Source organism: Xylanibacter ruminicola, assembly GCF_900142525.1.
In the GTDB taxonomy this organism is placed as follows: domain Bacteria; phylum Bacteroidota; class Bacteroidia; order Bacteroidales; family Bacteroidaceae; genus Prevotella; species Prevotella ruminicola_A.
This window is the reverse complement of the sequence record NZ_FRBD01000008.1, coordinates 70763-96348: the sequence shown is the minus strand read 5'-3', so window position 1 is coordinate 96348 and position 25586 is coordinate 70763. Positions and strand designations below refer to the sequence as shown.

General features: G+C 47.7%; 21 protein-coding genes and 5 tRNA genes. All 26 read right to left on the bottom strand.

The features are described 5' to 3' along the window. Positions 1-39: 39 nt before the first annotated feature. A complete protein-coding gene (locus BUB86_RS06575; protein ID WP_073207241.1) occupies positions 40-1122 on the bottom strand; it encodes a PL29 family lyase N-terminal domain-containing protein in 1083 nt (360 codons plus the stop codon). Between the two features lie 481 nt (positions 1123-1603). Further along, positions 1604-2839, bottom strand: coding sequence for an outer membrane beta-barrel protein (locus BUB86_RS06570; RefSeq protein WP_073207237.1), 1236 nt, complete (start codon positions 2837-2839; stop codon positions 1604-1606). 224 nt (positions 2840-3063) lie between these two features. Beyond that, the gene (locus tag BUB86_RS06565) at positions 3064-4191 is read right to left on the bottom strand and encodes a tetratricopeptide repeat protein (RefSeq protein ID WP_073207234.1); all 1128 of its coding nucleotides are present in this window, start codon (positions 4189-4191) and stop codon (positions 3064-3066) included. A gap of 22 nt (positions 4192-4213) precedes the next feature. Beyond that, a complete protein-coding gene (locus BUB86_RS06560; RefSeq protein WP_073207230.1) occupies positions 4214-6085 on the bottom strand; it encodes a M56 family metallopeptidase in 1872 nt (623 codons plus the stop codon). Beyond that, on the bottom strand, positions 6078-6440 hold the full coding sequence (locus tag BUB86_RS06555) for a BlaI/MecI/CopY family transcriptional regulator (RefSeq protein WP_073207227.1): 363 nt from the start codon (positions 6438-6440) through the stop codon (positions 6078-6080). Before BUB86_RS06555 ends, BUB86_RS06560 begins: the two co-directional genes overlap by 8 nt. Before the next feature lie 224 nt (positions 6441-6664). Continuing rightward, the gene (gene rpsJ, locus BUB86_RS06550; RefSeq protein ID WP_013064715.1) at positions 6665-6970 is read right to left on the bottom strand and encodes a 30S ribosomal protein S10; all 306 of its coding nucleotides are present in this window, start codon (positions 6968-6970) and stop codon (positions 6665-6667) included. Positions 6971-7064: 94 nt separating this feature from the next. After that, positions 7065-9191 carry an elongation factor G gene (gene fusA / locus BUB86_RS06545; RefSeq protein ID WP_073207224.1) on the bottom strand — a complete coding sequence of 709 codons (2127 nt, stop codon included), beginning with the start codon at positions 9189-9191 and terminating at the stop codon, positions 7065-7067. Between the two features lie 34 nt (positions 9192-9225). Continuing rightward, on the bottom strand, positions 9226-9702 hold the full coding sequence (gene rpsG, locus BUB86_RS06540) for a 30S ribosomal protein S7 (RefSeq protein ID WP_073207221.1): 477 nt from the start codon (positions 9700-9702) through the stop codon (positions 9226-9228). Between the two features lie 151 nt (positions 9703-9853). Beyond that, the gene (rpsL, locus tag BUB86_RS06535; RefSeq protein ID WP_013063973.1) at positions 9854-10234 is read right to left on the bottom strand and encodes a 30S ribosomal protein S12; all 381 of its coding nucleotides are present in this window, start codon (positions 10232-10234) and stop codon (positions 9854-9856) included. 278 nt (positions 10235-10512) lie between these two features. After that, positions 10513-14844: a DNA-directed RNA polymerase subunit beta' gene (gene rpoC / locus BUB86_RS06530; RefSeq protein ID WP_073207218.1), complete on the bottom strand. Its 4332-nt coding sequence runs from the start codon at positions 14842-14844 to the stop codon at positions 10513-10515. Positions 14845-14885: 41 nt separating this feature from the next. Next, on the bottom strand, positions 14886-18698 hold the full coding sequence (gene rpoB / locus BUB86_RS06525; protein WP_073207216.1) for a DNA-directed RNA polymerase subunit beta: 3813 nt from the start codon (positions 18696-18698) through the stop codon (positions 14886-14888). A gap of 78 nt (positions 18699-18776) precedes the next feature. Further along, the gene (rplL, locus tag BUB86_RS06520; protein ID WP_028906905.1) at positions 18777-19157 is read right to left on the bottom strand and encodes a 50S ribosomal protein L7/L12; all 381 of its coding nucleotides are present in this window, start codon (positions 19155-19157) and stop codon (positions 18777-18779) included. Positions 19158-19205: 48 nt separating this feature from the next. Further along, positions 19206-19721, bottom strand: coding sequence for a 50S ribosomal protein L10 (gene rplJ / locus BUB86_RS06515; RefSeq protein WP_073207211.1), 516 nt, complete (start codon positions 19719-19721; stop codon positions 19206-19208). A 20-nt stretch (positions 19722-19741) separates the two neighbouring features. Continuing rightward, positions 19742-20434 (bottom strand): 50S ribosomal protein L1, encoded by a 693-nt coding sequence (gene rplA / locus BUB86_RS06510; RefSeq protein ID WP_073207207.1) that lies wholly within the window; start codon positions 20432-20434, stop codon positions 19742-19744. A gap of 21 nt (positions 20435-20455) precedes the next feature. Next, the gene (gene rplK / locus BUB86_RS06505; protein ID WP_028902388.1) at positions 20456-20896 is read right to left on the bottom strand and encodes a 50S ribosomal protein L11; all 441 of its coding nucleotides are present in this window, start codon (positions 20894-20896) and stop codon (positions 20456-20458) included. A 92-nt stretch (positions 20897-20988) separates the two neighbouring features. Next, a complete protein-coding gene (gene nusG / locus BUB86_RS06500; protein WP_073207202.1) occupies positions 20989-21534 on the bottom strand; it encodes a transcription termination/antitermination protein NusG in 546 nt (181 codons plus the stop codon). A 17-nt stretch (positions 21535-21551) separates the two neighbouring features. Continuing rightward, positions 21552-21743, bottom strand: coding sequence for a preprotein translocase subunit SecE (gene secE / locus BUB86_RS06495; protein ID WP_013063860.1), 192 nt, complete (start codon positions 21741-21743; stop codon positions 21552-21554). A gap of 17 nt (positions 21744-21760) precedes the next feature. After that, positions 21761-21833: transfer RNA gene (locus BUB86_RS06490), tRNA-Trp, on the bottom strand. Positions 21834-21912: 79 nt separating this feature from the next. Beyond that, positions 21913-23097, bottom strand: a complete 1185-nt coding sequence (gene tuf, locus BUB86_RS06485; protein WP_028902390.1) for an elongation factor Tu — start codon at positions 23095-23097, stop codon at positions 21913-21915. A 64-nt stretch (positions 23098-23161) separates the two neighbouring features. After that, positions 23162-23233, bottom strand: a tRNA-Thr gene (locus BUB86_RS06480). A 3-nt stretch (positions 23234-23236) separates the two neighbouring features. Next, a tRNA-Gly gene (locus tag BUB86_RS06475) sits at positions 23237-23312 on the bottom strand. A 15-nt stretch (positions 23313-23327) separates the two neighbouring features. After that, positions 23328-23410, bottom strand: a tRNA-Tyr gene (locus BUB86_RS06470). Positions 23411-23517: 107 nt separating this feature from the next. After that, positions 23518-23591: transfer RNA gene (locus tag BUB86_RS06465), tRNA-Thr, on the bottom strand. A gap of 102 nt (positions 23592-23693) precedes the next feature. Beyond that, complete coding sequence (hpf, locus tag BUB86_RS06460; RefSeq protein WP_073207198.1) at positions 23694-23993, bottom strand: ribosome hibernation-promoting factor, HPF/YfiA family; 300 nt, start codon at positions 23991-23993, stop codon at positions 23694-23696. Between the two features lie 38 nt (positions 23994-24031). Then, positions 24032-24913, bottom strand: coding sequence for a site-specific tyrosine recombinase/integron integrase (gene xerA, locus BUB86_RS06455; protein ID WP_073207195.1), 882 nt, complete (start codon positions 24911-24913; stop codon positions 24032-24034). A 76-nt stretch (positions 24914-24989) separates the two neighbouring features. Next, the gene (gene rpsU, locus BUB86_RS06450) at positions 24990-25181 is read right to left on the bottom strand and encodes a 30S ribosomal protein S21 (RefSeq protein ID WP_028902393.1); all 192 of its coding nucleotides are present in this window, start codon (positions 25179-25181) and stop codon (positions 24990-24992) included. Between the last annotated feature and the right edge of the window lie 405 nt (positions 25182-25586).

Genomic DNA, 25586 nt, shown 5'->3' with positions numbered 1-25586 from the left:
GGCTCTCTTTTCAAAACCATTTCTTATTGCATGAGCAAATTATTCCGCATCACCTTGTGAAACTAGTTCATCGGTGTTCAGTGTGATGTTGCCGTCGCTCACGGTGACGGTGATGCTCTTGCTGACAGTAGGTGCAGCAACAGAAGTCACCGTGATGGTGGCAGTACCATTGTTGCGAGCCGTAACCAGACCATTGGCATCAACAGTAACAACATTCGCATCCGATGTAGTCCACTGTACGTTCTTCATATTCGTGTCCGTTGGCACAAGCAAGGCAATTAGTTGTACTGTGGTGCCCACGCTCACGTTGCCGTTTCCTGCCAGGATGCCGTCAGCAGCAATGCCAATAGCAACAGGAGGTACGGCATAGAATACCGACGTATAGGCAGTACTGTACATAGATGTACCGTCGTTCATCACTAGTGCAAAGGCATAGCCCTTTCCAGCGGTCATGCCACTTGGTGTAACCGTGAGCGCCAGTCTGCCATTACCTTCGTTAGTAACACCATTGATGGTGATACCCGCCGAGACTGCTAAACCGCGAGTTACGGCCACTTCCTCACCAATAAACGATAGAGTGCTGGCATAATTGGAAGCAAGAGCTGTTGCCACTACCTCAGGCATCACGCGGTCGCGCACCTTCTTGAATGTGTCCATCAGAGGCAGTTTGAAGGTCGTGGTTCCGTCGGCCAACGTAAAGGTCACTTCGGTCTCACCTACTACAACGCTCTGGAAGAAGGCATCGCCATCGTCACCCTTTTCACCCTGGGCCTTCACGCCAAGCGATGTCCAAGAAGTACCACTGTCATAGCTCACCTCCCACATCTGCGTGGTGGCGTTGATACGCAACTGCGGGGTGATACCGTCTTGACCGTTCGTACCGTCAGTACCATTAGTGCCGTCAGTACCATTGATACCGTCCTTGCCGTCCTTACCATCTCGCAGGTTAATAAGCGTTCCGTTCGACATTGTGAACTGATAACCATCAGCGGTCTGTGTCACGCCTGTGATATAGCCAGCCTGCTCCTGCGCATCCACAATCTGCTTGATAGCGGCAATATCACCGTTCAATCCCTCAAGCTTCGTCACGAGCCGTTCAATCTCGTCCACGCGATTGTCCAACTCGTCGATGCTGCTTTGGTAATCGGTACATGCCGCTACAACGCAAGAACCTGATTCTCAGCAACTTGAGTTACCTCCAAAAATGTAAAGGTGATATAGTGACATAATAAATAATAAACTATTATATAAATAATAAAAAAGTGGTACATTTTTATTTTTGCATAATAAGTTTGCACATGTCTATATCACTACATCACCAGTAGAGTGCTAATTATCTGAAAATTAACAAGTTACAAAGATTATTAGGTTATTATGGCGGTTGGGGCAGTTTAGGGTTGTCCTAGCGTCATCTTCAGGTCGTTCCGAAGTCATCTACGATCCGTTCCGCAGTCATCTACGACTCGTTCCGAAGTCATCTTAGGGGGGTAAAGTGATTCATCTACGACCGCAAAGTGACTGAGATTCGAGCGAAAGAAACGTCAACTACGACCCGAACATACCCCACCCCCACGAGTTATTAAATCAGAAACTTTAAATGTGCTTAGAAGCGGAACTCGGCGGAGAGACCCAGACGGGTGATGTCGACTTCTTTGTTGAAGGAGTGAGTCCAACGGTACTCGGCTGACAAGCGGAGTATGTGCTTCTGGATAGCAATATCGACACCTGCACCGGCATAGAATCCATGGCAATGGATAGCTGGATTGATCTCCTGATCAAACTGGAGATACTGAAAGTTTGTCTTTTCGATAGAAAAAGGAATATCTGTCGCGTAACCTACACGCAATACTGGGGAGAACTTAGATTCGGGAATAAAACTATAGGTGGGACCTACCTGGAATCCTAAATCCCAATACTTCAAACTAATATTTGTTTTCCAGTTAGTGTTTGAATATGGCTGATATTCGTCAGACATATTCCATTTGTTGATAAGAGCTAACACTTCTACCGACAAATGCTTGTTGAGACGAGGGAAAGTAAAATCTGCTCCAACTCCAAATTCTTTAACGGTAGTCTTCATAGTATGGTTATTACAGTAACGGTGACCCATAATATCTATATGTCCCAACAATTTGTTGGTTCCTTGCGCGATTCCGGCTTTAAGTAGCAACTTAACAGCGATATTACGCGTAGCTTTTTCGTTGTAGCGGAACACCACACAGTCGCCAGACGATGTACAGTATTCCATGTCGTAGTCGTGGGTAATCTGCGTCAGGTTCTTGGAATTGGTTTCTTTTATCCACAAATCGTGTATGGCCTTATCGCTTTCTGCAAAAACCTGCGATACCTCGCCCAGTGCTTCACGCCTCTGGGCCGACTGCATTTTCTTGGTATATTCATCAGTAGCCGGCTTAGAATAGCTGCCGTCATCCCTGATAGTAGCAACCTTGCCCTGCTCGTCGATAAAGAAATAGTAGTCTACCCCACCCTCTTCGTAACGGAACAGGCTCACACCACCTTGCAACAAATATTCGGCAAAGAACGTTTTCTGAGCACCATCGATATTAAAGGTCTTGGTAACGTAGAAAACACCATCGTCGGTAAAACGATATCCACTGATGTCGCCAGGCTGGTATGTCTTGTAGGCGGTTTCACCATTGGCCTGGAAGAGACACTCTTGGGCACACTTCTTGTCCGACAGATAGTCGATGGTGCCATAGATGGTATCGTTCTGATTGGTGATAATGAAACCAGGTTTAGGATTAAGTTGTGCATACAACATTGTAGGAAACACCGCCCCAATAACCAAGGCAGCATACTTCAATACTTGCTTTTTCATTTTTAATTTAGTTTGATAAATAATTTAATTCAACTTTTGCAAGCTCTGCTTGCAAGGAGTAAACGGGAGTTAACTGTAGTTAACGAGCCTATGGCTCGTGGAGTTAGCAGACAATAGACCCGCAAAATTCTTAATGCAAAGATAATATAATTCTGGATAATCCATATAATAATTATACGAATTTTCTGCAATTTAACATAATTTACGAATGGAAGGCCTAGGCTTTATTTCCGCTTAGACTTTGAGCCGAAGCTGGTGCGCAGCAGCTTTTCGGATTTCTCCATCATATCCTTGAGTTGCGCGGTGGGCTTTTCTTCCTTGCGGGCCACCTGCAGGAACTTCTCCAAGTAAGCTCTCGACTGCTGGTGATCGTTCAGGAAGTAGTAATAAGCATTGGCTATGTTGTAGTAGGTAGCCACAGAGCCAGGGTTATACTCCAGGTGGTGCTTCCAGGCCTCAACGGCTTTATCGTACTGCTTGGTTAAGTAATAGGCCTCGCCTTGCGACAGGGTGATGGCCTTCATAATGGCGGTATCGGGTTTCTGAATCTCTAGGGCCAGGTCGAGATAGCTAAGCCCCTCGTCGTAGCTATGCAGATCGTTGCACACGATGCCGAGGCGATAGGCGCAGCCAAAGTGCTGCATACCGCTCTTTATCAAGGCCAACTGCAGATACTTATAGGCACGGTTCAGGTCTTGTATCTGCGAATAGCACATGCCTGCCGAATAAATGGTATTGAAGGTGGAGTCGCCCTGCTCCATCAGCCCCTGATACCAGATGGATGCTGCTGTAAAGTCGCGCTTCAAGAAGAAGGCATCGGCAATGGCACGATTTACCATGATATTATTCATGTCCTTCAGACTATAGTTAAGGCCGTACTTCAGTCCGATTTCCGGTTGGTTCTTTTGGGCATAGGCAAGCGTCAGGTTGGCCACTATCTCGCCATCCATAGGATAGCGCTTTACCAGCTGAGTGCCCCAATAGATATACGAGTCGAGGTCGCCCTGCTTATGATAACTGAGTGCTAACTGTCGGAAGGCTTCGTGCGAGAGACTATCCTCGGGAACGTTCTTCAGGAGTTCAGCTGTCTGGTGGTAGTTGGCGCGCTTGTAATGGCAGTCGGCCAACTTGATACGCACATTACGACTATCAGCCTTCTGGTAGGCCTGCTGGAAATACTGCAGCGCCTCGAAGGTATTAAACTCCTTCATGCAGCTGTCGCCAGCCTGCAGCAACAGCTGCAACGAGTCGACCACAGCGGACTCAACATTCTTCTTTTTAGCCAAAACCTCGCCCCTGACGGGGATAACCGTCAGGAGGGCGAGTGTAATAACAGTTAGTATCTGTTTCATTAAAATAATTTGAGAGAGATTCTTATTTCTTATTCTTTGTGGTGATAACGATGACTCCGTTCTTAGCTTTCTCACCATATTTCTCGATACCCGACTTATCCTTAAGTACGTCTATACTCTCAATAGTCTTAGGATCGACATCTTTCATCTTTTCGAAATCCACAGTTTTACCATCGATTACTACAAGAGGATGATGGTGTGCTGGTTCCTGACCATAACCAACCACAACGGTTTCGCTTAATTGGTTAACTCGTTTCTCGTTATCGGCAGGAATAGCTGCCCCACCCTGCAGGCGGAATGTAACAGGCACAGTGTATTTTACGCGTACAGGCTCGCCATTCTGCGTACCAGGATTCCAGTTGGGCATGCCATTAATCACGCGGAGTGCCTCAGCATCGAGGGCAGGATGTATGCTCCTAACTACCTTGGCGTTAGAGATGCTTCCATCCTTCTCTACTACGAATGTAGCGATGACACGGCCCTGAACGCCGGCTTTTTCGGCCTCGGCTGGATACTTTACACTCATTGCCAAGTACTGGAACAGTGCCACTTGACCACCAGGATACTGAGGCATCTGCTCTACTACATCGAACACCTTGTTAGGATTAGGCTCGCCAGTCTCCTTACTGAGACCTACGAAATATCTGTTTTCGCCAGTACTCTTTGTGCTAAAGGCCTTGCTTACGCCAATAGTTACGGTTTCGTAGCCCACATAGGATACAGCAAGCTTATCGCCCACAGACACCTCAAGCTGGAAGTTACCATCAAAGTCGGTAACAGCACCCTTTTTAGTGCCTTCGACAACCACCACGGCACCAACTACAGGCGAAGAAGTGCCAGCATCCTTGTCGTACACAAATCCTTTGGCGATAAACTTTTCGCCTGGCTGCTCGTCTTTGGCCTCGGTAGCAGATTCCTCAATCTTGATTTCCTGGTTGCCAATCTTGATGGTGCCGGCCTTCTTGCCCTTCTTGATGGGCTGCTGAGTTTCGGGCTCGCCATATACATAGTCGGTAACCGTCTCGGCATTAACGGCCAAGGCCACTGCCACGATGGGCACTAATGCTAAGAGCTTGAACAGTCTGCTGGGGTTAGATTTTTTATGTAACATCATATTAATTCGGTTTTTTAGGGTACTATGACTAATACCGTTGGCAAGGGAGTACCCACCAATGCTCGCGGCTTTTGTGATTAACAGGTATTGATATTGACGTGCATTGATCCCTTGTGAGAGTACTACACCATCGGCCTCGTATTCGTGGACGGCACGCAGATCGCTGCGCAGCATCCAAATGGCGGGATTAAACCACTGGAGGGCGGTGAGGGTATCGACGAGGAGAAGGTCCCACGAATGGTGAAGACGTATGTGTCCCCGTTCATGAGTGAGAATCGCAGAGTCACGCTGTTCGTAATCATGACGGTTCATCACTATAAAGAGCATCCAGCTGAATGGAGCCATATCTGCGTTACCGGTTACACAGATAACGGTGCCATCGTCCTGGGGGTGCTTTTCGCTTTTACTAATCAGAGATACAATCCTGAACAACGACCAGAGGGTGTGACCAAGAGTTGCCACCATACCCATAATAAAGAGTATGGGCAGCAGGATTTGCCAGAGGGGCGTTTGGGGCTCTTCGGCTGGCAGATTGCTCAGACCACCCCTATCCCCTCCTACCTCAGGAGGGGTAATGAAATCCATTGGAAGCTCCAGGGGTACCGTTTCGTGGAATGTGATGACACATAGCGGGAGTACGAATGAGGCTACCGCTGTGAGAAGCAGCACGATGCGGTTAACACGGTGGAACGTCTCGCGGGCCAGCATGAGGCGGTAGAACATGTAAAATACCGCCAGCAGCACTGCCACCTTCAGGTCGTAGGTCAGGAATTCAATCATTGTTGCTTTCTATTTGGTCTATCAGTTCTTTAAGTTCTTCTACAGAGATCTTCTCTTCCTTGACGAAGGATGATACTGCCGAGAGGTAAGAGTTGTTGAAGTAGTTCTTGATAACGCCGGCTATTGACTTGCGTCCGTACTCAGCCTCGGTAATCAGAGGATAGTACTGGTAGGTGTTACCAAACTGCTTATGGTCGAGATAACCTTCCTTCTCAAGAATGCGTACCATAGTGGACAGTGTATTGAAGTGCGGGCGGGGCTCGTCGTAGTACTCTAAGAGTTCCTTAACGAACATGGGGCCATGCTGCCAATACAGATCCATTATCTCCTTTTCCTTGTTAGTCAACTTTTTCATTTCTACTACAGTTTGTTTTAAGTTTCGCAATCAATTTGCACGTCGTTTATCAATATCTGAGTGCAAAGTAACTAAAAGTTTTCGTTATATACAACTAAAGCATCTAGTTTTTAAACTAAATTAATTAGTTAAGAGTGGTTTTAACAGATTTTTGGGGCAAAGGCACAAAAAAACAGCGCACCCTTTGGAGGATACGCTGTCTATCTTAAAGATAAAGGATAATACTATACCTTGATCTCTACCTCAACACCACTTGGGAGCTCGAGCTTCATCAGAGCGTCAACAGTCTTAGCAGTTGAGCTATAGATGTCGATCAGACGCTTGTAGTCTGAAAGCTGGAACTGCTCGCGAGCCTTCTTGTTAACGAAGGTTGAGCGGTTAACGGTGTAGATACGCTTGTGAGTTGGAAGGGGGATAGGACCGCTGATGATAGCACCTGTAGCCTTTACAGCCTTCACAATCTTCTCTGCTGACTTGTCTACGAGCTTGTGGTCGTAGCTCTTCAGCTTAATACGAATTTTCTGACTCATGTCTTTAATTTTTAATATTTAATATTTAATGTAAGGAGGCCGCTAAAGAGTCATTTGCTCAGCGGCACTCCGTAAATTATCAATTGTCAATTAATTAAACGAGGTCTGCACGGCCCTTAACCTCCTCGAGCACAGTCTTAGCGATTGAGCTAGACAGAGGTGCGTGGTGATCGTACTCCATTGAGCTGGTGGCACGACCAGAAGTGATGGTACGCAGAGCGGTTACATAACCGAACATCTCTGACAGAGGAACCTGAGCCTTAACGACACGGGCACCGCTACGAGCCTCTTCCATACCCTCTACCTGACCACGACGCTTGTTCAGGTCACCGATAACGTCACCCATGTTCTCCTCAGGTGTTACAACCTCGAGTTTCATGATAGGCTCCATCAGTACTGGCTTAGCCTGAGCACATGCGTTCTTGTATGCCTGCAGAGCAGCGATCTCGAATGAGAGCTGGTCAGAGTCAACTGGGTGGAATGAACCGTCGAGTACAGTTACCTTCAGTGAATCCATTGGGTAACCACCGAGGATACCATTCTTCATAGCGTTCTCGAATCCCTTCTGGATAGATGGGATGAACTCCTTAGGAATGTTACCACCCTTAACCTCGTTAACGAACTGCAGACCACCGTCCTTAGCGATATCCCAATCGTCGTCAACAGGACCAACGTTTACGATGATATCAGCGAACTTACCGCGACCACCTGACTGCTTCTTATAAACCTCACGGAGGTTAACAGTCTTGGTGATGGCCTCCTTGTAGTTAACCTGAGGCTTACCCTGGTTACACTCAACCTTGAACTCACGCTTCAGACGGTCGATAATGATATCGAGGTGAAGCTCACCCATACCAGAGATAATGGTCTGACCACTCTGCTCGTCGGTACGAACGGTGAATGTTGGGTCCTCTTCGGCGAGCTTAGCAAGACCATTGTCGAGCTTAGCAACGTCGGCCTGGCTCTTTGGCTCAACTGCAATAGAGATTACAGTGTCGGGGAAAGACATAGACTCAAGTACAATTGGTGCGCCCTCGTCGCAGAGAGTATCACCAGTGCGGATATCCTTGAAACCTACACCTGCGCCGATATCACCAGCGTCAATGCTCTCCATAGGAATTTCCTTGTTTGAGTTCATCTGGAACAGACGGCTGATACGCTCCTTCTTACCAGAACGGGGATTGAATACGTAACTTCCGGCAGTGATCTTACCTGAGTAAACACGGAAGAACACCAGACGTCCCATATATGGATCGGTAGCAATCTTGAAGGCCAGAGCCGATGTAGGCTCATCCTCAGAAGGCTTACGAGATTCCTCCTCGTCGGTATCAGGGTTAGTACCCTTAATAACCTCTACGTCAACAGGTGCGGGCAGGAATGCACATACGTAGTCGAGCAGAGGCTGCACACCCTTGTTCTTATATGAAGAACCGAGCAGCATTGGAGTACAAGCCATTGAGATAGTACCCTTACGGATAGCAGCGATGATCTCCTCCTCAGTGATAGAGTTAGGATCGTCGAAGTACTTCTCCATCAGAGCCTCGTCGTACTCAGCAGCAGCCTCGAGCAGCTTGTTACGCCACTCGTCGCACTCAGCCTCGAGGTCGGCAGGGATATCCTCAACATCGTACTCAGCACCCATGGTCTCATCGTGCCACAGGATAGCCTTCATCTTAATCAGGTCAACCAGACCCTTGAAGTTCTCCTCAGCACCGATGGGCACCTGGATAACAACAGGGTTAGCACCCAAGATGTCCTTCATCTGCTGAACAGTCTCGAAGAAGTCAGCACCTGAACGGTCCATCTTGTTAACATAACCGATACGTGGTACGTTGTACTTATCAGCCTGACGCCATACAGTCTCAGACTGAGGCTGAACACCATCAGCTGCAGAGTATGTAGCAACAGCACCATCGAGTACACGCAGTGAACGCTCTACCTCAGCGGTAAAGTCAACGTGTCCCGGAGTATCGATCAGGTTAATCTTGTACTGCTTACCGTTGTAGTTCCAGTTACAAGTTGTAGCAGCAGAGGTAATAGTAATACCACGCTCCTGCTCCTGAGCCATCCAGTCCATGGTAGCAGCTCCATCGTGCACCTCACCAATCTTATGAGTCTTACCTGTGTAGAACAGAATACGCTCAGAAGTGGTAGTCTTACCGGCATCGATGTGAGCCATAATACCGATATTTCTTGTTAAATGTAAATCGCGATTTGCCATTGTTTTGTATCCTTTTACTTCTTACCTTAATTTATTAGAAACGGAAGTGAGCAAATGCGCGGTTAGCCTCAGCCATACGATGCATATCCTCCTTACGCTTGAAGGCACCACCCTGGTTGTTGAAGGCATCCATGATCTCGGCAGCCAGCTTATCAGCCATTGACTTACCGCTACGCTTACGAGCGAACTGAATCATGTTCTTCATTGAGATGCTCTCCTTACGGTCAGCACGAATCTCGGTTGGAACCTGGAAAGTAGCACCACCGATACGGCGGCTCTTTACCTCAACCTGTGGGGTAATGTTGTCGAGAGCCTGCTTCCAAATCTCAAGAGCAGACTTCTCCTCATTGTTCATCTTAGTCTTCACTGTCTCCAGTGCATTGTAGAAGATCTCATACGACTTGGTCTTCTTACCATCAAACATCAGGTGGTTTACAAACTTAGACACCTTCTGGTCGTTGAAAACGGGATCTGGAAGGATCACACGCTTCTTTGGTTTTGCTTTTCTCATTTTGTTTTTGAATTAAAATTCTGCTTGAGGGCTGTTCTTACTTGTTCTTCAACGTCCTTCGCTTGGACATTTACTCAACCTTATAACATCTCCAGCAAAACGGATTAAATTTTGTTTCTTTGTTTGGCCTGACTGACCATCTCCGGTCATTTTACTTCTTAGCCTTTGGACGCTTAGCACCATACTTAGAACGGCGCTGTGTACGATTTGCTACACCAGCAGTATCAAGAGTACCGCGAACGATGTGATAACGTACACCTGGCAGGTCCTTTACACGACCACCGCGAACAAGCACGATTGAGTGCTCCTGCAGGTTGTGTCCCTCTCCAGGGATGTAAGAGTTAACTTCCTTCTGATTTGTCAGACGAACACGGGCTACCTTACGCATAGCCGAATTAGGCTTCTTAGGTGTTGTTGTGTAAACACGTACGCAGACACCACGACGCTGAGGACAGTTGTCCAAAGCAGGTGACTTTGACTTGTCAACAATTACCTTTCTGCCTTTTCTTACCAATTGTGAAATTGTAGGCATAATACTTTAACTTAATTAATTTATATATGTTATTTTGTTTATAATCAGCGCTTTACACGCCCTATCTCGCTTAATAGGGGTGTTTCGGGCTGCAAAGGTACAACTATTTTCCGATTCCACCTAACTTATATGGAGAAAATATTCTTTGCAAGCCTCAATTTAACAAGATATAACTATTTTTAGAATTATTAATAGCATATTGCTCGCAAATGAAAGAAAAAAGAGTGCTGCATACAGCATGCAGCACTCTCTGAATATGATAGTAATAAGGTAATGCCTTATTTCTCCTCGAGAATAGTCTCCTCAGCGAAGTCGAGCACGTTCTTGCGGTTAGCCTGGATGCGCTCATACTCCTCCTTAGAACCTACAACAATCTTCTCGAACTCACGCAGACCAGTACCTGCAGGAATCAGGTGACCGCAGATAACGTTCTCCTTCATACCTACCAGATGATCGACCTTACCACGGATGGCAGCCTCGTTAAGTACCTTGGTTGTCTCCTGGAACGATGCAGCCGACATGAACGACTTGGTCTGGAGGGCAGCACGTGTGATACCCTGGAGAATCTGGGTAGATGTAGCAGGAACGGCATCACGAACCTGAACCAGACGGAGGTCACGACGCTTCAGCATAGAGTTCTCGTCGCGCAGCTTGCGAGCGGTAACGATCTGACCCTTCTGAAGGTTCTCAGAGTCACCGGCATCGGTAACCACCTTCTTACCCCAGATACGGTCGTTCTCCTCAGAGAAGTCGAGCTTGTCGACAATCTCCTGCTCGAGGAACGAGGTATCACCTGGCTCGTTGATCTGTACCTTACGCATCATCTGACGAACGATAATCTCGAAGTGCTTGTCGTTGATCTTTACACCCTGCAGACGGTAAACGTCCTGAACCTCGTTAACGATGTACTCCTGAACAGCGGTAGGACCCTTGATGGCGAGGATATCGCCTGGAGTGATAACACCATCAGAAAGTGGAGTACCAGCGCGAACGGCATCGTGCTCCTGTACCAGAATCTGCTTTGACAGAGATACGAGATACTTGCGCTGCTCGCCAGTCTTAGAGGTTACGATGATCTCACGGTTACCACGCTTTACCTTACCCATGGTTACCTCACCATCGATTTCAGATACAACAGCAGGGTTAGATGGGTTACGAGCCTCGAAGAGCTCGGTTACACGAGGCAGACCTCCGGTGATATCACCACCCTTGGCAGCTGCACGTGGAATCTTAACGAGGGTTTCACCAGTCTTAACGGTCTGGCCATCCTCAACTACTACGTGACCACCCACTGGGAAGTTATATGTACCGATGACCTCACCGTTGGCATCAACAACATCACAGGTAGGAACCTTGAGCTTATCACGCGACTCGGTAACGATCTTTTCGGTCAGACCGGTTGTTTCGTCGGTCTCGGCACGGAAGGTAACACCCTCGATAACGTCGTTGAACTTCAGTGTACCAGCATACTCGGTAACGATAACGGCGTTGAATGGGTCCCACTGAGCAATCTTGTCGCCCTTGGCAACCTCGTCGCCATTGCTGAAGTAGAGTGAAGAACCGTAAGGAACGTTCACTGTTGACAGAACGATCTTGGTATTTGGATCAACGAAGCGCATTTCACCAAGACGGCTAACTACCATCTGGCAGTCGCGGCCATCCTCATCGAATGGAACGGTACGAACCTCTTCGAGTTCGATCATGGCGCGATCATATTTAGATACGATGCTTGCATTAGCAGCTGCGTTGGCAGCAACACCACCGGCGTGGAACGTACGAAGTGTAAGCTGAGTACCTGGCTCACCGATAGCCTGAGCGGCAATCACACCAACAGCCTCACCCTTCTGTACCATGCGACGGGTAGCGAGGTTACGTCCGTAACACTTCATGCAGACACCCTTCTTCGACTCACAAGTGAGCACTGAACGGATCTCAACGCTCTCGATATCTGAAGCCTCGATGGCATCGGCAACAGCCTCGGTGATCTCCTCACCAGCAGCAACGATAACCTCACCAGTCTTAGGATTGATAACATCGTGAACTGATACACGACCCAGGATACGCTCAGACAGACTTGAGATAACTTCATCGCCATTCTTCAGAGCGGTGCACTGCAGACCACGCAGGGTACCACAATCTTCCTCGGTGATGATCACATCGTGAGATACGTCAACCAGACGACGTGTCAGATAACCAGCGTCGGCAGTCTTCATGGCCGTATCAGCCAGACCCTTACGAGCACCGTGAGTAGAGATAAAGTACTCGAGCACTGACATACCCTCCTTAAAGTTAGAAAGGATTGGGTTCTCAATAATCTGGTGACCCTCGGCACCGGCCTTCTGAGGCTTAGCCATCAGACCACGGATACCTGAAAGCTGCTTAATCTGGTCCTTACTACCACGGGCACCTGAGTCAAGCATCATGAATACAGCGTTGAATCCCTGGTCGGCCTCGGTCATCTGCTTCAGCAGGATGTTACCGATATCGTTGTTGACGTGGGTCCAGGTATCGATAACCTGATTATAACGCTCGTTGTCGGTGATGAATCCCATGTTATAGTTGTCGGTAATCTGCTGTACCTCGTCATTACCCTTGGCAATCAGCTCTGCCTTCTCCTTAGGAATAATGATATCGTCGAGGTTGAACGACAGACCAGCCAGATAAGCCATGCGGTAACCAAGGTTCTTGATACCATCAAGGAACTCACAAGCCTCGGCGAAACCTACATTCTTAATAACGGCTGCGATGATGTCGCGCAGACTCTTCTTAGAGATAACCTTATTTACATAACCTACCTCCTTTGGAATGATGCCGTTCACAATGACGCGACCTACTGAGGTCTCAACCATGTGACGCTCGGCCTTGCCGTCGACGATATCGTCGACCATAACCTTTACCTGAGCGTGGAGATCACACTTGCCCTCGTTGTGGGCGATGATAGCCTCCTCAGGTCCGTAGAAGGTAAGTCCCTCACCCTTTGCACCTGGACGGATCTTGGTAATATAGTAAAGACCAAGTACCATATCCTGTGAAGGCACGGTGATAGGAGCACCGTTAGCAGGGTTCAGGATATTGTGACTCTGAAGCATCAGCAACTGTGCCTCAAGAATAGCCTCGTTTGAAAGTGGGAGGTGAACAGCCATCTGGTCACCATCGAAGTCGGCGTTGAACGCGGTACATGCCAGTGGGTGCAGCTGGATAGCCTTACCCTCGATCATCTTAGGCTGGAAAGCCTGGATACCCAGACGGTGAAGTGTTGGAGCACGGTTCAGCAGAACTGGGTGACCCTTCATCACGTTCTCAAGGATATCGAAGATAACCGGCTCACGACGGTCAACAATCTTCTTAGCGCTCTTTACAGTCTTCACGATACCGCGCTCGATGAGCTTACGGATGATGAATGGCTTGTAGAGCTCGGCAGCCATCAGCTTTGGCAGACCGCACTCACCCATCTTCAGCTCAGGACCTACAACGATAACCGAACGGGCTGAGTAGTCAACACGCTTACCGAGCAAGTTCTGACGGAAACGTCCCTGCTTACCTTTCAGTGAGTCAGAGAGTGACTTCAATGGGCGGTTAGAATCGCTCTTAACAGCGCTCGACTTACGAGAGTTGTCGAAGAGTGAGTCGACAGCCTCCTGCAGCATACGCTTCTCATTGCGGAGAATAACCTCAGGAGCCTTGATCTCCATCAGTCGCTTCAGACGGTTGTTACGGATGATGACACGACGATAGAGGTCGTTCAGATCCGATGTTGCGAAACGTCCACCATCCAGTGGCACCAGAGGACGGAGCTCAGGAGGTGTGACAGGGATAATCTTCATGATCATCCACTCAGGACGGTTGATACCCTTCTCAACGCTACCGCGGAAGGCCTCAACTACCTGCAGACGCTTCAGTGCCTCGTTCTTACGCTGTACTGATGAGTCGCTGTTAGCGCGGTCGCGCAGTTCGTATGAAAGTGAATCAAGGTCGATACGAGTCAGCAGATCGTAGATAGCCTCGGCACCCATCTTAGCGATGAACTTATTGGGATCGCTGTCGTCCAGATAATCATTATCAGGTGAGAGCTGGTTCTCTACGATTTCGGTGTACTCCTCCTCAGAGAGCAGGTCGTAGGCATTTGAACCAAGGGCATCATTGCCGTCGGCATCCTTCTTACCTGCCATGGCACCTGGCTGGATAACCACGTAGCGCTCGTAGTAGATAATTGCGTCGAGCTTCTTGGTGGGCAGACCCAGCAGATAACCGATCTTATTTGGAAGACTACGGAAGTACCAGATATGAGCTACGGGCACTACGAGCTCGATGTGACCAGAACGCTCACGACGAACCTTCTTCTCTGTTACCTCAACACCACAACGGTCGCAGACAATACCCTTATAACGGATGCGCTTGTACTTACCGCAGGCACACTCATAGTCCTTGGTAGGACCGAAGATGCGCTCGCAGAACAAACCATCGCGCTCAGGCTTATAGGTACGATAGTTGATGGTCTCGGGTTTGGTAACCTCACCGAAGCTGCTCTCTAGGATCTCTTCGGGCGAAGCAAGTCCGATGGTAATCTTCGTAAAATTATTCTTTACTTTTGAATCTTTTTTGAAAGCCATATTTCAAATTATCAATTGTCAATTTTCAATTATCAATTCACTTAGTCGAGTGTGATACTCAAACCAAGACCACGCAACTCGTGCAGCAGCACGTTCAGAGACTCAGGAATACCTGGTGTAGGCATTGGCTCACCCTTAACGATAGCCTCGTAAGCCTTAGAACGTCCAACAGTATCATCAGACTTGATAGTCAGAATCTCCTGGAGCACATGGCTGGCACCGAAGGCCTCGAGGGCCCAAACCTCCATCTCTCCGAAACGCTGTCCACCGAACTGAGCTTTACCACCGAGAGGCTGCTGAGTAATCAAGCTGTACGGACCGATTGAACGGGCGTGCATCTTGTCCTCAACCATGTGACCGAGTTTCAGGAAGTAAGTGATACCTACTGTAGCTGGCTGGTCGAAGCGCTCACCTGTCTCACCATCATAGAGGTGGGTAGAGCAGAGACGTGGCAGACCTGCCTTGTCGGTCCACTCAGCCAGGTCATCGAGCTTAGCACCGTCGAAGATAGGAGTAGCGAACTTAACGCCCAGCTTCTTACCGGCAGCACCGAGGATAGCCTCGAAAATCTGTCCAAGGTTCATTCGAGAAGGCACACCCAGTGGGTTCAGTACCAGGTCGACAGGACGACCATCCTCGAGGAATGGCATATCCTCCTGACGTACTACCTTAGAAACGATACCCTTGTTACCGTGACGTCCGGCCAGCTTATCACCTACACCGATCTTACGCTTCTTAGCAACATATACCTTAGCCATCTGCAGGATGCCATTTGGCAGCTCATCACCGATGGTGATAGCGAACTTCTTACGCTTCATCTCTGCATCGAGCAGCTTATACTTCTTCATGAAGTTGATAATCAGCTTGGCAATGAGCTCGTTCTTGTGCTCATCAGTAGTCCAGTTGCTGATCTGTACATCGCCATACTCAAGGTTGCGCAGGGCAGTAGCAGTGAACTTGCTACCCTTGGTGATGATCTCGGCACCTGTATAGTCCTTAACACCCTGTGAGGTCTTACCCTTGGTAAGCTCAAGCAGCTTGTCGATCAGGATGTCCTTCAGATCCTCAACCTTTGCCTCGTACTCCTCGTCGATCTTAGCCAGCAGAACCTTATCCTGCTGCTTTGACTTACGATCCTTGATGGCACGCTGGAACATCTTCTTATCGATAATAACACCACTCAGTGATGGGTTAGCCTTGAGTGAAGAATCCTTCACATCGCCAGCCTTATCACCGAAGATGGCACGGAGCAGCTTCTCCTCAGGTGAAGGATCGCTCTCGCCCTTAGGTGAAATCTTACCGATCAGGATGTCGCCTGGCTCAACACGGGCACCAACACGGATAACACCGTTGTCGTCCAGATCCTTTGTTGCCTCCTCGCTTACGTTAGGAATATCGGCAGTGAACTCCTCAACACCACGCTTGGTCTCACGTACATCGAGTGAGTACTCATCAACGTGAACTGAGGTGAGGATATCCTCGCGAACGATGCGCTCGTTCAGTACGATAGCATCCTCATAGTTATAACCCTTCCAAGGCATGTAGGCTACCAGCAAGTTGCGGCCCAGAGCCAGCTCACCATCCTCAGTAGCATAACCCTCAGTCAGGATATCACCGGCCTTTACGCGCTGTCCCTTCTCACAGATTGGGCGCAGGTCGATGGTCATATTCTGGTTGGTACGACGGAACTTAGCAATACGATACTCCTTCAGGGCTGGCTCGAAGCTTACAAACTCCTCGTCCTCGGTGCGATCGTAGAGAATGCGGATGGTTGTAGCATCAACATACTCGATAACACCATCACCCTCGGCAGTAACCATGGTACGTGAATCCTCACATACCTGCTTCTCGATACCGGTACCTACGATAGGAGCCTCGTTGTGGAGCAGAGGTACAGCCTGACGCATCATGTTAGATCCCATCAGTGCACGGTGAGCATCGTCGTGCTCGAGGAATGGAATCAGAGATGCAGCGATAGAGGCAATCTGCTGTGGAGATACATCCATCAGATCAACCTCTGAAGGTGGAACTACAGGGAAGTCAGCATCCTGACGACACTTAACAACCGAACGGATAAAGGTACCATCGTCGTTCAGAGGTGCATTACCCTGACCGATGATGTGCTCAGCCTCTTCCTCAGCTGTCAGATAAACAATACCTTCGTTGCTCAGATCAGCCACACCATTCTCTACCTTACGGTAAGGAGTCTGGATAAATCCAAGCTCATTAATCTTAGCATATACACACAGAGAAGAGATCAGACCGATGTTTGGTCCTTCAGGACTCTCAATTGGACACAGACGACCATAGTGTGTGTAGTGTACGTCACGAACCTCGAATCCGGCGCGCTCACGAGAAAGACCGCCAGGACCCAGGGCAGACAGACGACGCTTGTGAGTAACCTCAGCAAGTGGGTTGGTCTGGTCCATGAACTGCGACAGAGGGTTAGTACCGAAGAACGAGTTGATAACGCTCGAGATAGTCTTGGCGTTGATCAGGTCGGTTGGAGTGAACACCTCGTTATCACGAACGTTCATGCGCTCACGGATGGTACGGCTCATACGGGCCAGACCTATAGAGAACTGATTGCTCAGCTGCTCACCTACGGTACGAACGCGACGGTTTGACAGGTGGTCGATATCGTCGACGGTAGCCTTAGAGTTTACCAGCTGGATCAGATACTTGATAATCTCAATGATATCCTCCTTGGTCAGTACGCGAACATCCATATCGGTGTTCAGACCAAGCTTCTTATTGATACGGTAACGACCAACATCACCCAGATCGTAACGCTTGTCAGAGAAGAACAGGTTCTGGATAACCTCACGTGCGCTGGCATCATCAGCAGGGTCGGCATTACGCAGCTGACGGTAGATGTATAGCACAGCCTCCTTCTCAGAGTTAGATGGGTCTTTGGCCAGTGTGTTGAAGATGATGCTGTAGTCCTGAGCGATTGACTCGTCCTTGTGCACCAGAATAGTCTGTGCGCCACTCTCAAGGATCTCCATCATGTTCTCCTCAGTAATCTCAGTCTCACGCTCCATGATCATCTGGTTACGCTCGATTGATACTACCTCACCAGTATCCTCATCAACGAAGTCCTCGTTCCAGCTCTTCAGTACACGTGCAGCCAGCTTGCAGCCAAGTACAGCCTTCAGGTTCTTCTTGTTAACCTTAACCTCCTCGGCCAGGTTGAAGATCTGCAGGATGTCCTTATCAGCCTCGAAGCCGATGGCACGAAGCAGAGTTGTTACGGGCAACTTCTTCTTACGGTCGATGTATGCATACATCACATTATTAATATCTGTAGCAAACTCGATCCATGAACCCTTGAATGGGATAACACGTGCCGAATACAGCAGAGTTCCGTTAGCGTGTACGCTCTGGCCGAAGAATACGCCAGGTGAACGGTGCAACTGTGAAACGACTACGCGCTCGGCTCCATTGATAACGAAAGTACCATTGGCGGTCATGTAAGGGATAGGACCCAGGAATACATCCTGAATCACTGTTCCAAAGTCCTCATGATCCGGATCAGTACAATACAGTTTCAGCTTAGCCTTCAAAGGTACGCTATAGGTAAGACCACGCTCCAGGCACTCGTCGATGCTGTAACGGGGCGGGTCGATATAGTAATCCAAGAACTCAAGAACGAAATTATTACGTGTGTCGGTGATAGGGAAGTTCTCAGCGAACACCTTATACAAGCCGTCATTCTTGCGTTCCTCAGGCGGAGTATCCAACTGCAGGAAGTCTTTGAACGACTTTAATTGCACATCAAGGAAATCCGGGAATGGCATCGGATTTTTGACGCTGCCAAAGTTTACTCTGTTATCTATTATTTTTGAAGCCATAAATATTAATTTAGAAAAAAAAGGCTAGGAACCCCCGACTGGGGAGTCCCTAACCGATTGCTATGAATTTGTAACTGATTACTTCAGCTCAACCTCGGCACCAGCGGCCTCGATGGTCTTCTTCAGGTTCTCAGCCTCTTCCTTGCTCAGACCCTCCTTAACGGTAGCAGGAGCACCGTCTACGAGGTCCTTAGCCTCTTTCAGACCAAGACCACAAGCCTCCTTAACGGCCTTTACAACCTGGAGCTTAGCAGCACCTGCAGACTTCAGAACTACGTCGAATGAAGTCTTCTCTTCAGCTGCCTCAGCAGCACCAGCTGCAGCAGGACCAGCAGCTACAGCAACGGCTGCAGCAGCAGGCTCAATTCCATACTCGTCCTTCAGGACTGTTGCCAACTCGTTTACTTCTTTTACAGTAAGGTTTACCAACTCTTCTGCAATAGCTTTAATATCTGCCATTTTATTTAAATTTTTAATTGTTTTTAATGTTAATGTTACTTATTTCGCTTATTTGTTACGCTCAGCGATAGCGTCAAGCAGACCGTGAACCTTGCCACCAGCGTTCAAGCCAGAAACAACATTCTTGATTGGAGACTGCAACAGAGCTACAACCTCGGCGATCAGTTCGTTCTTGCTCTTGATTGCTACGAGCTCATCAAGCTTGTCAGCACCAACGAAGAAGCTCTCCTCAGCATAGGCACCCTTAAGTGCGGGAACAGCCTCCTTCTTGTACTCCTTGATCAGCTTAGCAGGAACGTTAGCTGTCTGTGCGAACATAACAGCTGTGTTTCCCTTCAAGCACTCATAAAGAGGTGAGAAATCAATCTCAGAAGCCTCGAAAGCTTTCTGGAGAAGAGTGTTCTTCACCATCAGCAGCTTAACCTCATTCTTGAAGCACTTCTCACGGAGCTCGCTTGTCTTAGCGGCATCGAGACCTGCGAGGTCTACAAGATAGAAATGAGGATACTGCTTCAGCTTCTCACCAAGTTCTACGATGATAGTATCTTTTACTTCCTTTTTCATTTGTCTAATCTTTTAACGAGTTATTCAACTGATTTAGGATCTACCTTGATACCCATGCTCATAGTGCTTGAGAGGAAGATACTCTTAATGTATGTACCCTTAGCAGCAGCTGGCTTCAGCTTGATAATGGTAGAGATGAACTCCTTAGCATTCTCGAAGATCTGATCAGCATTGAAACTAATCTTACCGATTGAGGTATGTACGATACCTGCCTTATCTACCTTGAAGTCAATCTTACCCTGCTTAACTTCCTTAACTGCCTTAGCAACATCCATAGTAACAGTACCACTCTTGGGGTTTGGCATCAGTCCGCGGGGACCGAGCACACGGCCCAAAGGACCGAGCTTACCCATACAAGAAGGCATTGTGATGATAACATCAACATCTGTCCAACCGCCCTTGATCTTCTCGATATATTCGTCAAGACCAACATAGTCAGCACCTGCTTCCTTAGCAGCAGCCTCCTGATCAGGAGTACAGAGAGCGAGCACACGTGTAACCTTACCAGTACCGTTTGGCAGCGATACAACGCCACGAACCATCTGGTTAGCCTTACGTGGATCAACGCCCAAGCGTACATCGATATCAACTGAAGCGTCGAACTTAGTGGTGGTAATTTCCTTCACCAGTGCGGCGGCTTCCTTCAAAGAGTATGCTTTCCCTGCTTCAACCTTCTCAGCGACCAACTTTTGATTTTTTGTCAGTTTACTCATTGTCTTAATTGAAGTTATTAATTATTTACCAGGGAACTCCCCTTCTACAGTGATACCCATACTACGCGCTGTACCTGCGATCAGCTTCATAGCTGACTCGATGGTAAAGCAGTTCAAGTCCTTCATCTTGTCCTCAGCGATAGCGCGAACCTGATCCCAAGTTACCTTAGCAACCTTCTTACGGTTTGGCTCGGCAGAACCGCTCTTAAGCTTAGCAGCCTCTTTCAGCTGTACAGCTGCGGGAGGAGTCTTCAGCTCGAACGAGAATGACTTGTCAGTGTAGTAGGTGATAACAACAGGAATAATCTTTCCTGCCTTATCCTGGGTTCTGGCGTTGAACTCTTTGCAGAATCCCATAATATTAATTCCCTTAGAACCCAGTGCAGGTCCTACTGGGGGAGAAGGATTCGCAGCGCCACCTTTAATCTGTAATTTGATTAATCCAGCAACTTCTTTAGCCATTTCTGTTTGTTATTAATTGAATTTTTATATAAGTCTAGGGAGTGGAAGCCTCCGTCGACAGTATATAGAACAAGCGTATCGTAACTTACGCCTTATTCCTTTTCTACCTGATTATACCCAAGCTCCAGGGGAGTCTTGCGGCCGAAAATCTTAACCATCACTTTCAGCTTGTGCTTCTCGGCATTCACCTCTTCAATAATTCCACTGAATCCGCTGAAAGGACCATCTGTAACCTTAACTGCCTCATCAACAGCATAAGGTACTCCTATCTCTTCACTCTTAATCTCAGTTTCCTCAGCTGTACCAAGGATTCTGTTAATATCACTCTGTTTTACTGGGGTTGGATTATCCAAACCGCCCAGGAAGCCTAACACATTAGGCATAAAACGCAGTGTATGAGCCATCTCACCCTGAAGGTTGGCCTCTACCAACACATAGCCTGGCAAGAACAGCTTCTCCTTTACCACACGCTTACCATTACGCAACTGAGCATATTTCTCTGTAGGCAACAAAATCTGGCCTACATTTGACTGAAGGAAGGAATCACGCTTCATGAGGGCCTCAAGATATTCCTTTACCTTGCCCTCTTTACCGCTAACTGCGCGGAGTACGTACCATTTCATTCCTGACTGAGCCATCTCTTAAACTGCGTAAATTAACCGGGATAAACCATACTCATTACCGACTTGAACACAAAGTCCATTGCCCATACTACAAGCGCAATAATCAGTGATGCTGAAAGCACCACTACTGCACTGTGAGTCAACTCTTTGCGGCTTGGCCAAGTTGTCTTGTGAGCCAGCTCGTCGTAACAAGCTTTGCAATAATCGATAAACTTCTTAAACATAAATATTTCCTTTTTAGCACGGGAAGGAGGACTCGAACCCACGACCCTCGGTTTTGGAGACCGATGCTCTACCAACTGAGCTATTCCCGTAAATAAGCCCCCGCCCTTTCGCGGGGGCCCTTTTATCTAGTGTTACTAGAATTTCTAGATTATCTAGAAGCGCCGAGGATTAGTCCTCGTAAACCTCTGTGATCTGACCAGAACCTACTGTGCGACCACCCTCACGGATAGCGAAGCGCAGACCTGGGTTCAGAGCTACAGCGTAGATCAGTTCTACAGTGATCTCTACGTTATCACCAGGCATTACCATCTCAACACCTGCTGGGAGTGAAATCTCACCTGTGCAGTCCATTGTGCGGAGGTAGAACTGAGGACGATACTTGTTTCCGAATGGAGTGTGACGACCACCCTCTTCCTTCTTCAGAACGTAGATAGAAGCCTTGAACTTCTTGAATGGTTTAATCTGACCTGGGTGGCAGAGTACCATACCACGCTTGATCTCGTTCTTATCGATACCGCGGAGCAGCAGACCTACGTTATCACCAGCCTGACCCTCATCAAGAATCTTGCGGAACATCTCAACGCCAGTTACAACTGACTTCTTGTCCTCACCAAGACCGAGCAGCTCAACCTCATCACCTACGTGGATAACACCAGTCTCGATACGACCAGTAGCTACAGTACCACGACCTGTGATTGAGAATACGTCCTCAACAGGCATCAGGAATGGCTTGTCAGTAGCGCGTGGAGGCTCCTGAATCCATGTGTCACAGGTATCCATCAGCTCCATTACCTTCTCCTCCCACTTAGCAACACCGTTCAGTGCACCAAGAGCAGAACCACGGATAATTGGAGTATCATCCTCGAACTCGTACTGAGCAAGAATCTCCTGAACCTCCATCTCAACGAGCTCCAGCATCTCCTCGTCCTCAACCATATCACACTTGTTCAGGAATACAACCAGACGTGGAACGTTTACCTGACGAGCGAGCAGAACGTGCTCACGAGTCTGAGGCATAGGACCATCAGTTGCAGCTACTACGAGAATAGCACCGTCCATCTGAGCAGCACCAGTTACCATGTTCTTTACATAGTCAGCGTGTCCTGGGCAGTCAACGTGAGCGTAGTGACGAGTCTTTGTCTCGTACTCAACGTGAGCGGTGTTAATAGTGATACCGCGCTCCTTCTCCTCAGGAGCGTTGTCAATCTGATCGAATGACTTAACCTCAGAGAGTCCAGCCTTTGCCAGCACAGTTGTGATAGCAGCTGTCAGAGTTGTCTTACCGTGGTCAACGTGACCGATAGTACCGATGTTTACGTGCGGTTTGGTGCGCACAAAATTCTCTTTTGCCATTTTACTTGTTATTAATTTTGTTAATTATTACGAATTTTCAGTTTCCTCCTAACATATGCAAGAGAGCTGTAACTGAGAGTTGAACTCAGGACCTCTTCCTTACCAAGGAAGTGCTCTACCACTGAGCTATTACAGCATGTGGAGCGGAAAACGGGGCTCAAACCCGCGACCCCCAGCTTGGAAGGCTAGTGCTCTATCAACTGAGCTATTTCCGCAAACATCTCTTGAAGTGGGTGCTGATGGATTCGAACCACCGAAGTCGAAAGACAGCAGATTTACAGTCTGCCCCATTTGGCCACTCTGGAAAACACCCAAGCCATTTTTGCTCTTGCGAGCTATGTGGATTAGCTTTCGCTATCCTTTCCTCCCTTCTTTGAGCCTTAAGAGGACTGACTTTATCTTTCCTCTGAGTCTCTTTTGAGCCTCTTGTCGGATTCGAACCAACGACCCCGAGATTACAAATCACGTGCTCTGGCCAACTGAGCTAAAGAGGCTTTTCTAAGCAGCCGTTCTCTGTTTCAGATTTACGACCTGTCGGAAAACGGCTGCAAAGTTACGACTTATTTTTGAATTACCAAAACTTTTTTGAGTTTTTTTTATCTATTTCTCAATTTTTCCTTGAATTTCGTCAGTTGAGCCCTCATAGAATCTACACAAAGGTCGATTCCTTCTTCAAAAGTGTCGCAAGTCTTCTCTACAAAGAGCGTGTTTCCAGGAACAAAAACCTCAAGACTAGCTTCCTTATTTTGAGCAGTGGCAGGCTTGACTACTTTTAGTTGCACCTCTACTTTCTGTATATCCTCAAACGATTTCTCTAACTTGGCGACCTTCTTTTCGATGAACGCCTCTAACTTCTCGGTAGCGTCGAAGTGGATCGACTTGATCTTAATCTCCATAATTACCTCCTATTTTAAATAGTTATTAATAAAAAGGTTCAGGCTCTAGGGTGAGCCTCTTTGTAAATTCGCTTTAGTTGCTCAAAAGTGGTATGGGTATAAATCTCGGTTGTGCTAACACTTTCGTGCCCTAACAAACTCTTGATCGTTTCCAACCCAGCACCGTTATTAAGCATGGCAGTGGCAAAGGTATGTCTTAGCACATGGGGCGAACGTTTCTTCAGCGAGGTGACCATCGACAGATACTTACGTACTATCTGGTAAACCTGACCTCCCAAAATGCGTTCTCCTTTGTCACCCAGAAACAGTGCACCGCTGGTTTCACCGAACTCTTCCTGGCGTTTAGCCTGATAGTTCTTTAGTGCCTCTGCCAGTTCAGCACCGAAAGGCACTATACGCTGCTTGTTTCTTTTTCCCGTAACCTTTAATTGTGCCGCCTCGAAATCGATGTCTTTATCATCCAGACCTATTAATTCCGAACGTCTCAACCCAGCCTCATAAAATAGTAATAATATGGTACGTGCGCGTACATTATTAAAAGAGCTATCCCACTCCAGCCCGTCGAGCAATCGATCCATTTCTCCTTCGCGAAGGAATTGCGGCAGTGGTTTTGACTTCTTAGGTCCCGTCACTGCATGGGCGGGATCCTTCTTAACCAGTTCTCTTCTTAGGGCAAAGCGGTAAAAGGAACGCAGTGCACTCAAATTTTTGTTAATTGTTGAGGCAGAGTTTCCTTTATCCATTAGACTCTCCATCCAGTCGCGGATCAGATCGGTATCAACCGAATCCATAGAGAGGTCATTATCCCTAAAAGTCAGATACGATTCAAATGCCCTCAGGCTTTCCTCGTATGTCTGCACCGTCTGCGGAGATGCATTCCGCTCGTAGCGCAAGTAGTCCAGAAACTGGTTAATCATCATAAATCGCGACCAATAGGTTTTCGGCTACGAATTTACGGAAATTTCTCGAAACTACCAAATTTTCGGGGAACTTTTTTTATTCCTCGTTTGTACGAAGCTGCTGTACGTAAACGGCATGCTCCATCTTAAGGCGCTTCAGTACAGATGGCTTGTCAAACTGCTGACGACGACGCAGCTCCTTTACAACACCTGTCTTCTCGAACTTTCTCTTGAACTTCTTGAGAGCCTTCTCAATGTTCTCGCCTTCTTTTACTGGTACAATAATCATTTGTTTTGCTTTTAATTATTTTATGTTAAACTTAATGCTTTCAGGCATCGCGCCTCGAAAAGCGGGTGCAAAGTTACTGCTTTTTTACAAATCTACCAAGTTTTTACACGATTTTTATTAAATAATTATCAATTTCTTGCATTTTCATACCCTCCTGATACTCAAAAACATACATTTTCATGGTTATACCCCTTTCAATCATCAACAGCAAGAGCATAAAGTCCTAGTCCTTTGCCTAAAGGACTGGAGTCCTCTAACTAAAAGACTGCAGTCCTCTAGGCAGAGGACTGTAATTCCGATACGGGAGGGTAAACGGGAGGCTAGACGGGAGGACAAATAGAAGTACCCTCCCGTGCTGTACCCCCTGTATTTAAGCAGGTTTCAAAGCAAGACGGGAGGGTGATA

Bases quoted from the DNA above. Each gene is read 5' to 3' on its own strand.
- BUB86_RS06570 (WP_073207237.1), bottom strand. From the start codon at position 2,839: ATGAAAAAGCAAGTATTGAAGTATGCTGCCTTGGTTATTGGGGCGGTG.
- BUB86_RS06560 (WP_073207230.1), bottom strand. From the start codon at position 6,085: ATGATTGAATTCCTGACCTACGACCTGAAGGTGGCAGTGCTGCTGGCG.
- rpoC (WP_073207218.1), bottom strand. From the start codon at position 14,844: ATGGCTTTCAAAAAAGATTCAAAAGTAAAGAATAATTTTACGAAGATT.
- xerA (WP_073207195.1), bottom strand. From the start codon at position 24,913: ATGATGATTAACCAGTTTCTGGACTACTTGCGCTACGAGCGGAATGCA.
- rpoB (WP_073207216.1), bottom strand. From the start codon at position 18,698: ATGGCTTCAAAAATAATAGATAACAGAGTAAACTTTGGCAGCGTCAAA.
- rplL (WP_028906905.1), bottom strand. From the start codon at position 19,157: ATGGCAGATATTAAAGCTATTGCAGAAGAGTTGGTAAACCTTACTGTA.
- rpsL (WP_013063973.1), bottom strand. From the start codon at position 10,234: ATGCCTACAATTTCACAATTGGTAAGAAAAGGCAGAAAGGTAATTGTT.
- BUB86_RS06555 (WP_073207227.1), bottom strand. From the start codon at position 6,440: ATGAAAAAGTTGACTAACAAGGAAAAGGAGATAATGGATCTGTATTGG.
- nusG (WP_073207202.1), bottom strand. From the start codon at position 21,534: ATGGCTCAGTCAGGAATGAAATGGTACGTACTCCGCGCAGTTAGCGGT.
- rpsG (WP_073207221.1), bottom strand. From the start codon at position 9,702: ATGAGAAAAGCAAAACCAAAGAAGCGTGTGATCCTTCCAGATCCCGTT.
- rpsJ (WP_013064715.1), bottom strand. From the start codon at position 6,970: ATGAGTCAGAAAATTCGTATTAAGCTGAAGAGCTACGACCACAAGCTC.
- tuf (WP_028902390.1), bottom strand. From the start codon at position 23,097: ATGGCAAAAGAGAATTTTGTGCGCACCAAACCGCACGTAAACATCGGT.
- fusA (WP_073207224.1), bottom strand. From the start codon at position 9,191: ATGGCAAATCGCGATTTACATTTAACAAGAAATATCGGTATTATGGCT.
- rpsU (WP_028902393.1), bottom strand. From the start codon at position 25,181: ATGATTATTGTACCAGTAAAAGAAGGCGAGAACATTGAGAAGGCTCTC.
- rplK (WP_028902388.1), bottom strand. From the start codon at position 20,896: ATGGCTAAAGAAGTTGCTGGATTAATCAAATTACAGATTAAAGGTGGC.
- secE (WP_013063860.1), bottom strand. From the start codon at position 21,743: ATGTTTAAGAAGTTTATCGATTATTGCAAAGCTTGTTACGACGAGCTG.
- rplA (WP_073207207.1), bottom strand. From the start codon at position 20,434: ATGAGTAAACTGACAAAAAATCAAAAGTTGGTCGCTGAGAAGGTTGAA.
- rplJ (WP_073207211.1), bottom strand. From the start codon at position 19,721: ATGAAAAAGGAAGTAAAAGATACTATCATCGTAGAACTTGGTGAGAAG.
- hpf (WP_073207198.1), bottom strand. From the start codon at position 23,993: ATGGAGATTAAGATCAAGTCGATCCACTTCGACGCTACCGAGAAGTTA.
- BUB86_RS06565 (WP_073207234.1), bottom strand. From the start codon at position 4,191: ATGAAACAGATACTAACTGTTATTACACTCGCCCTCCTGACGGTTATC.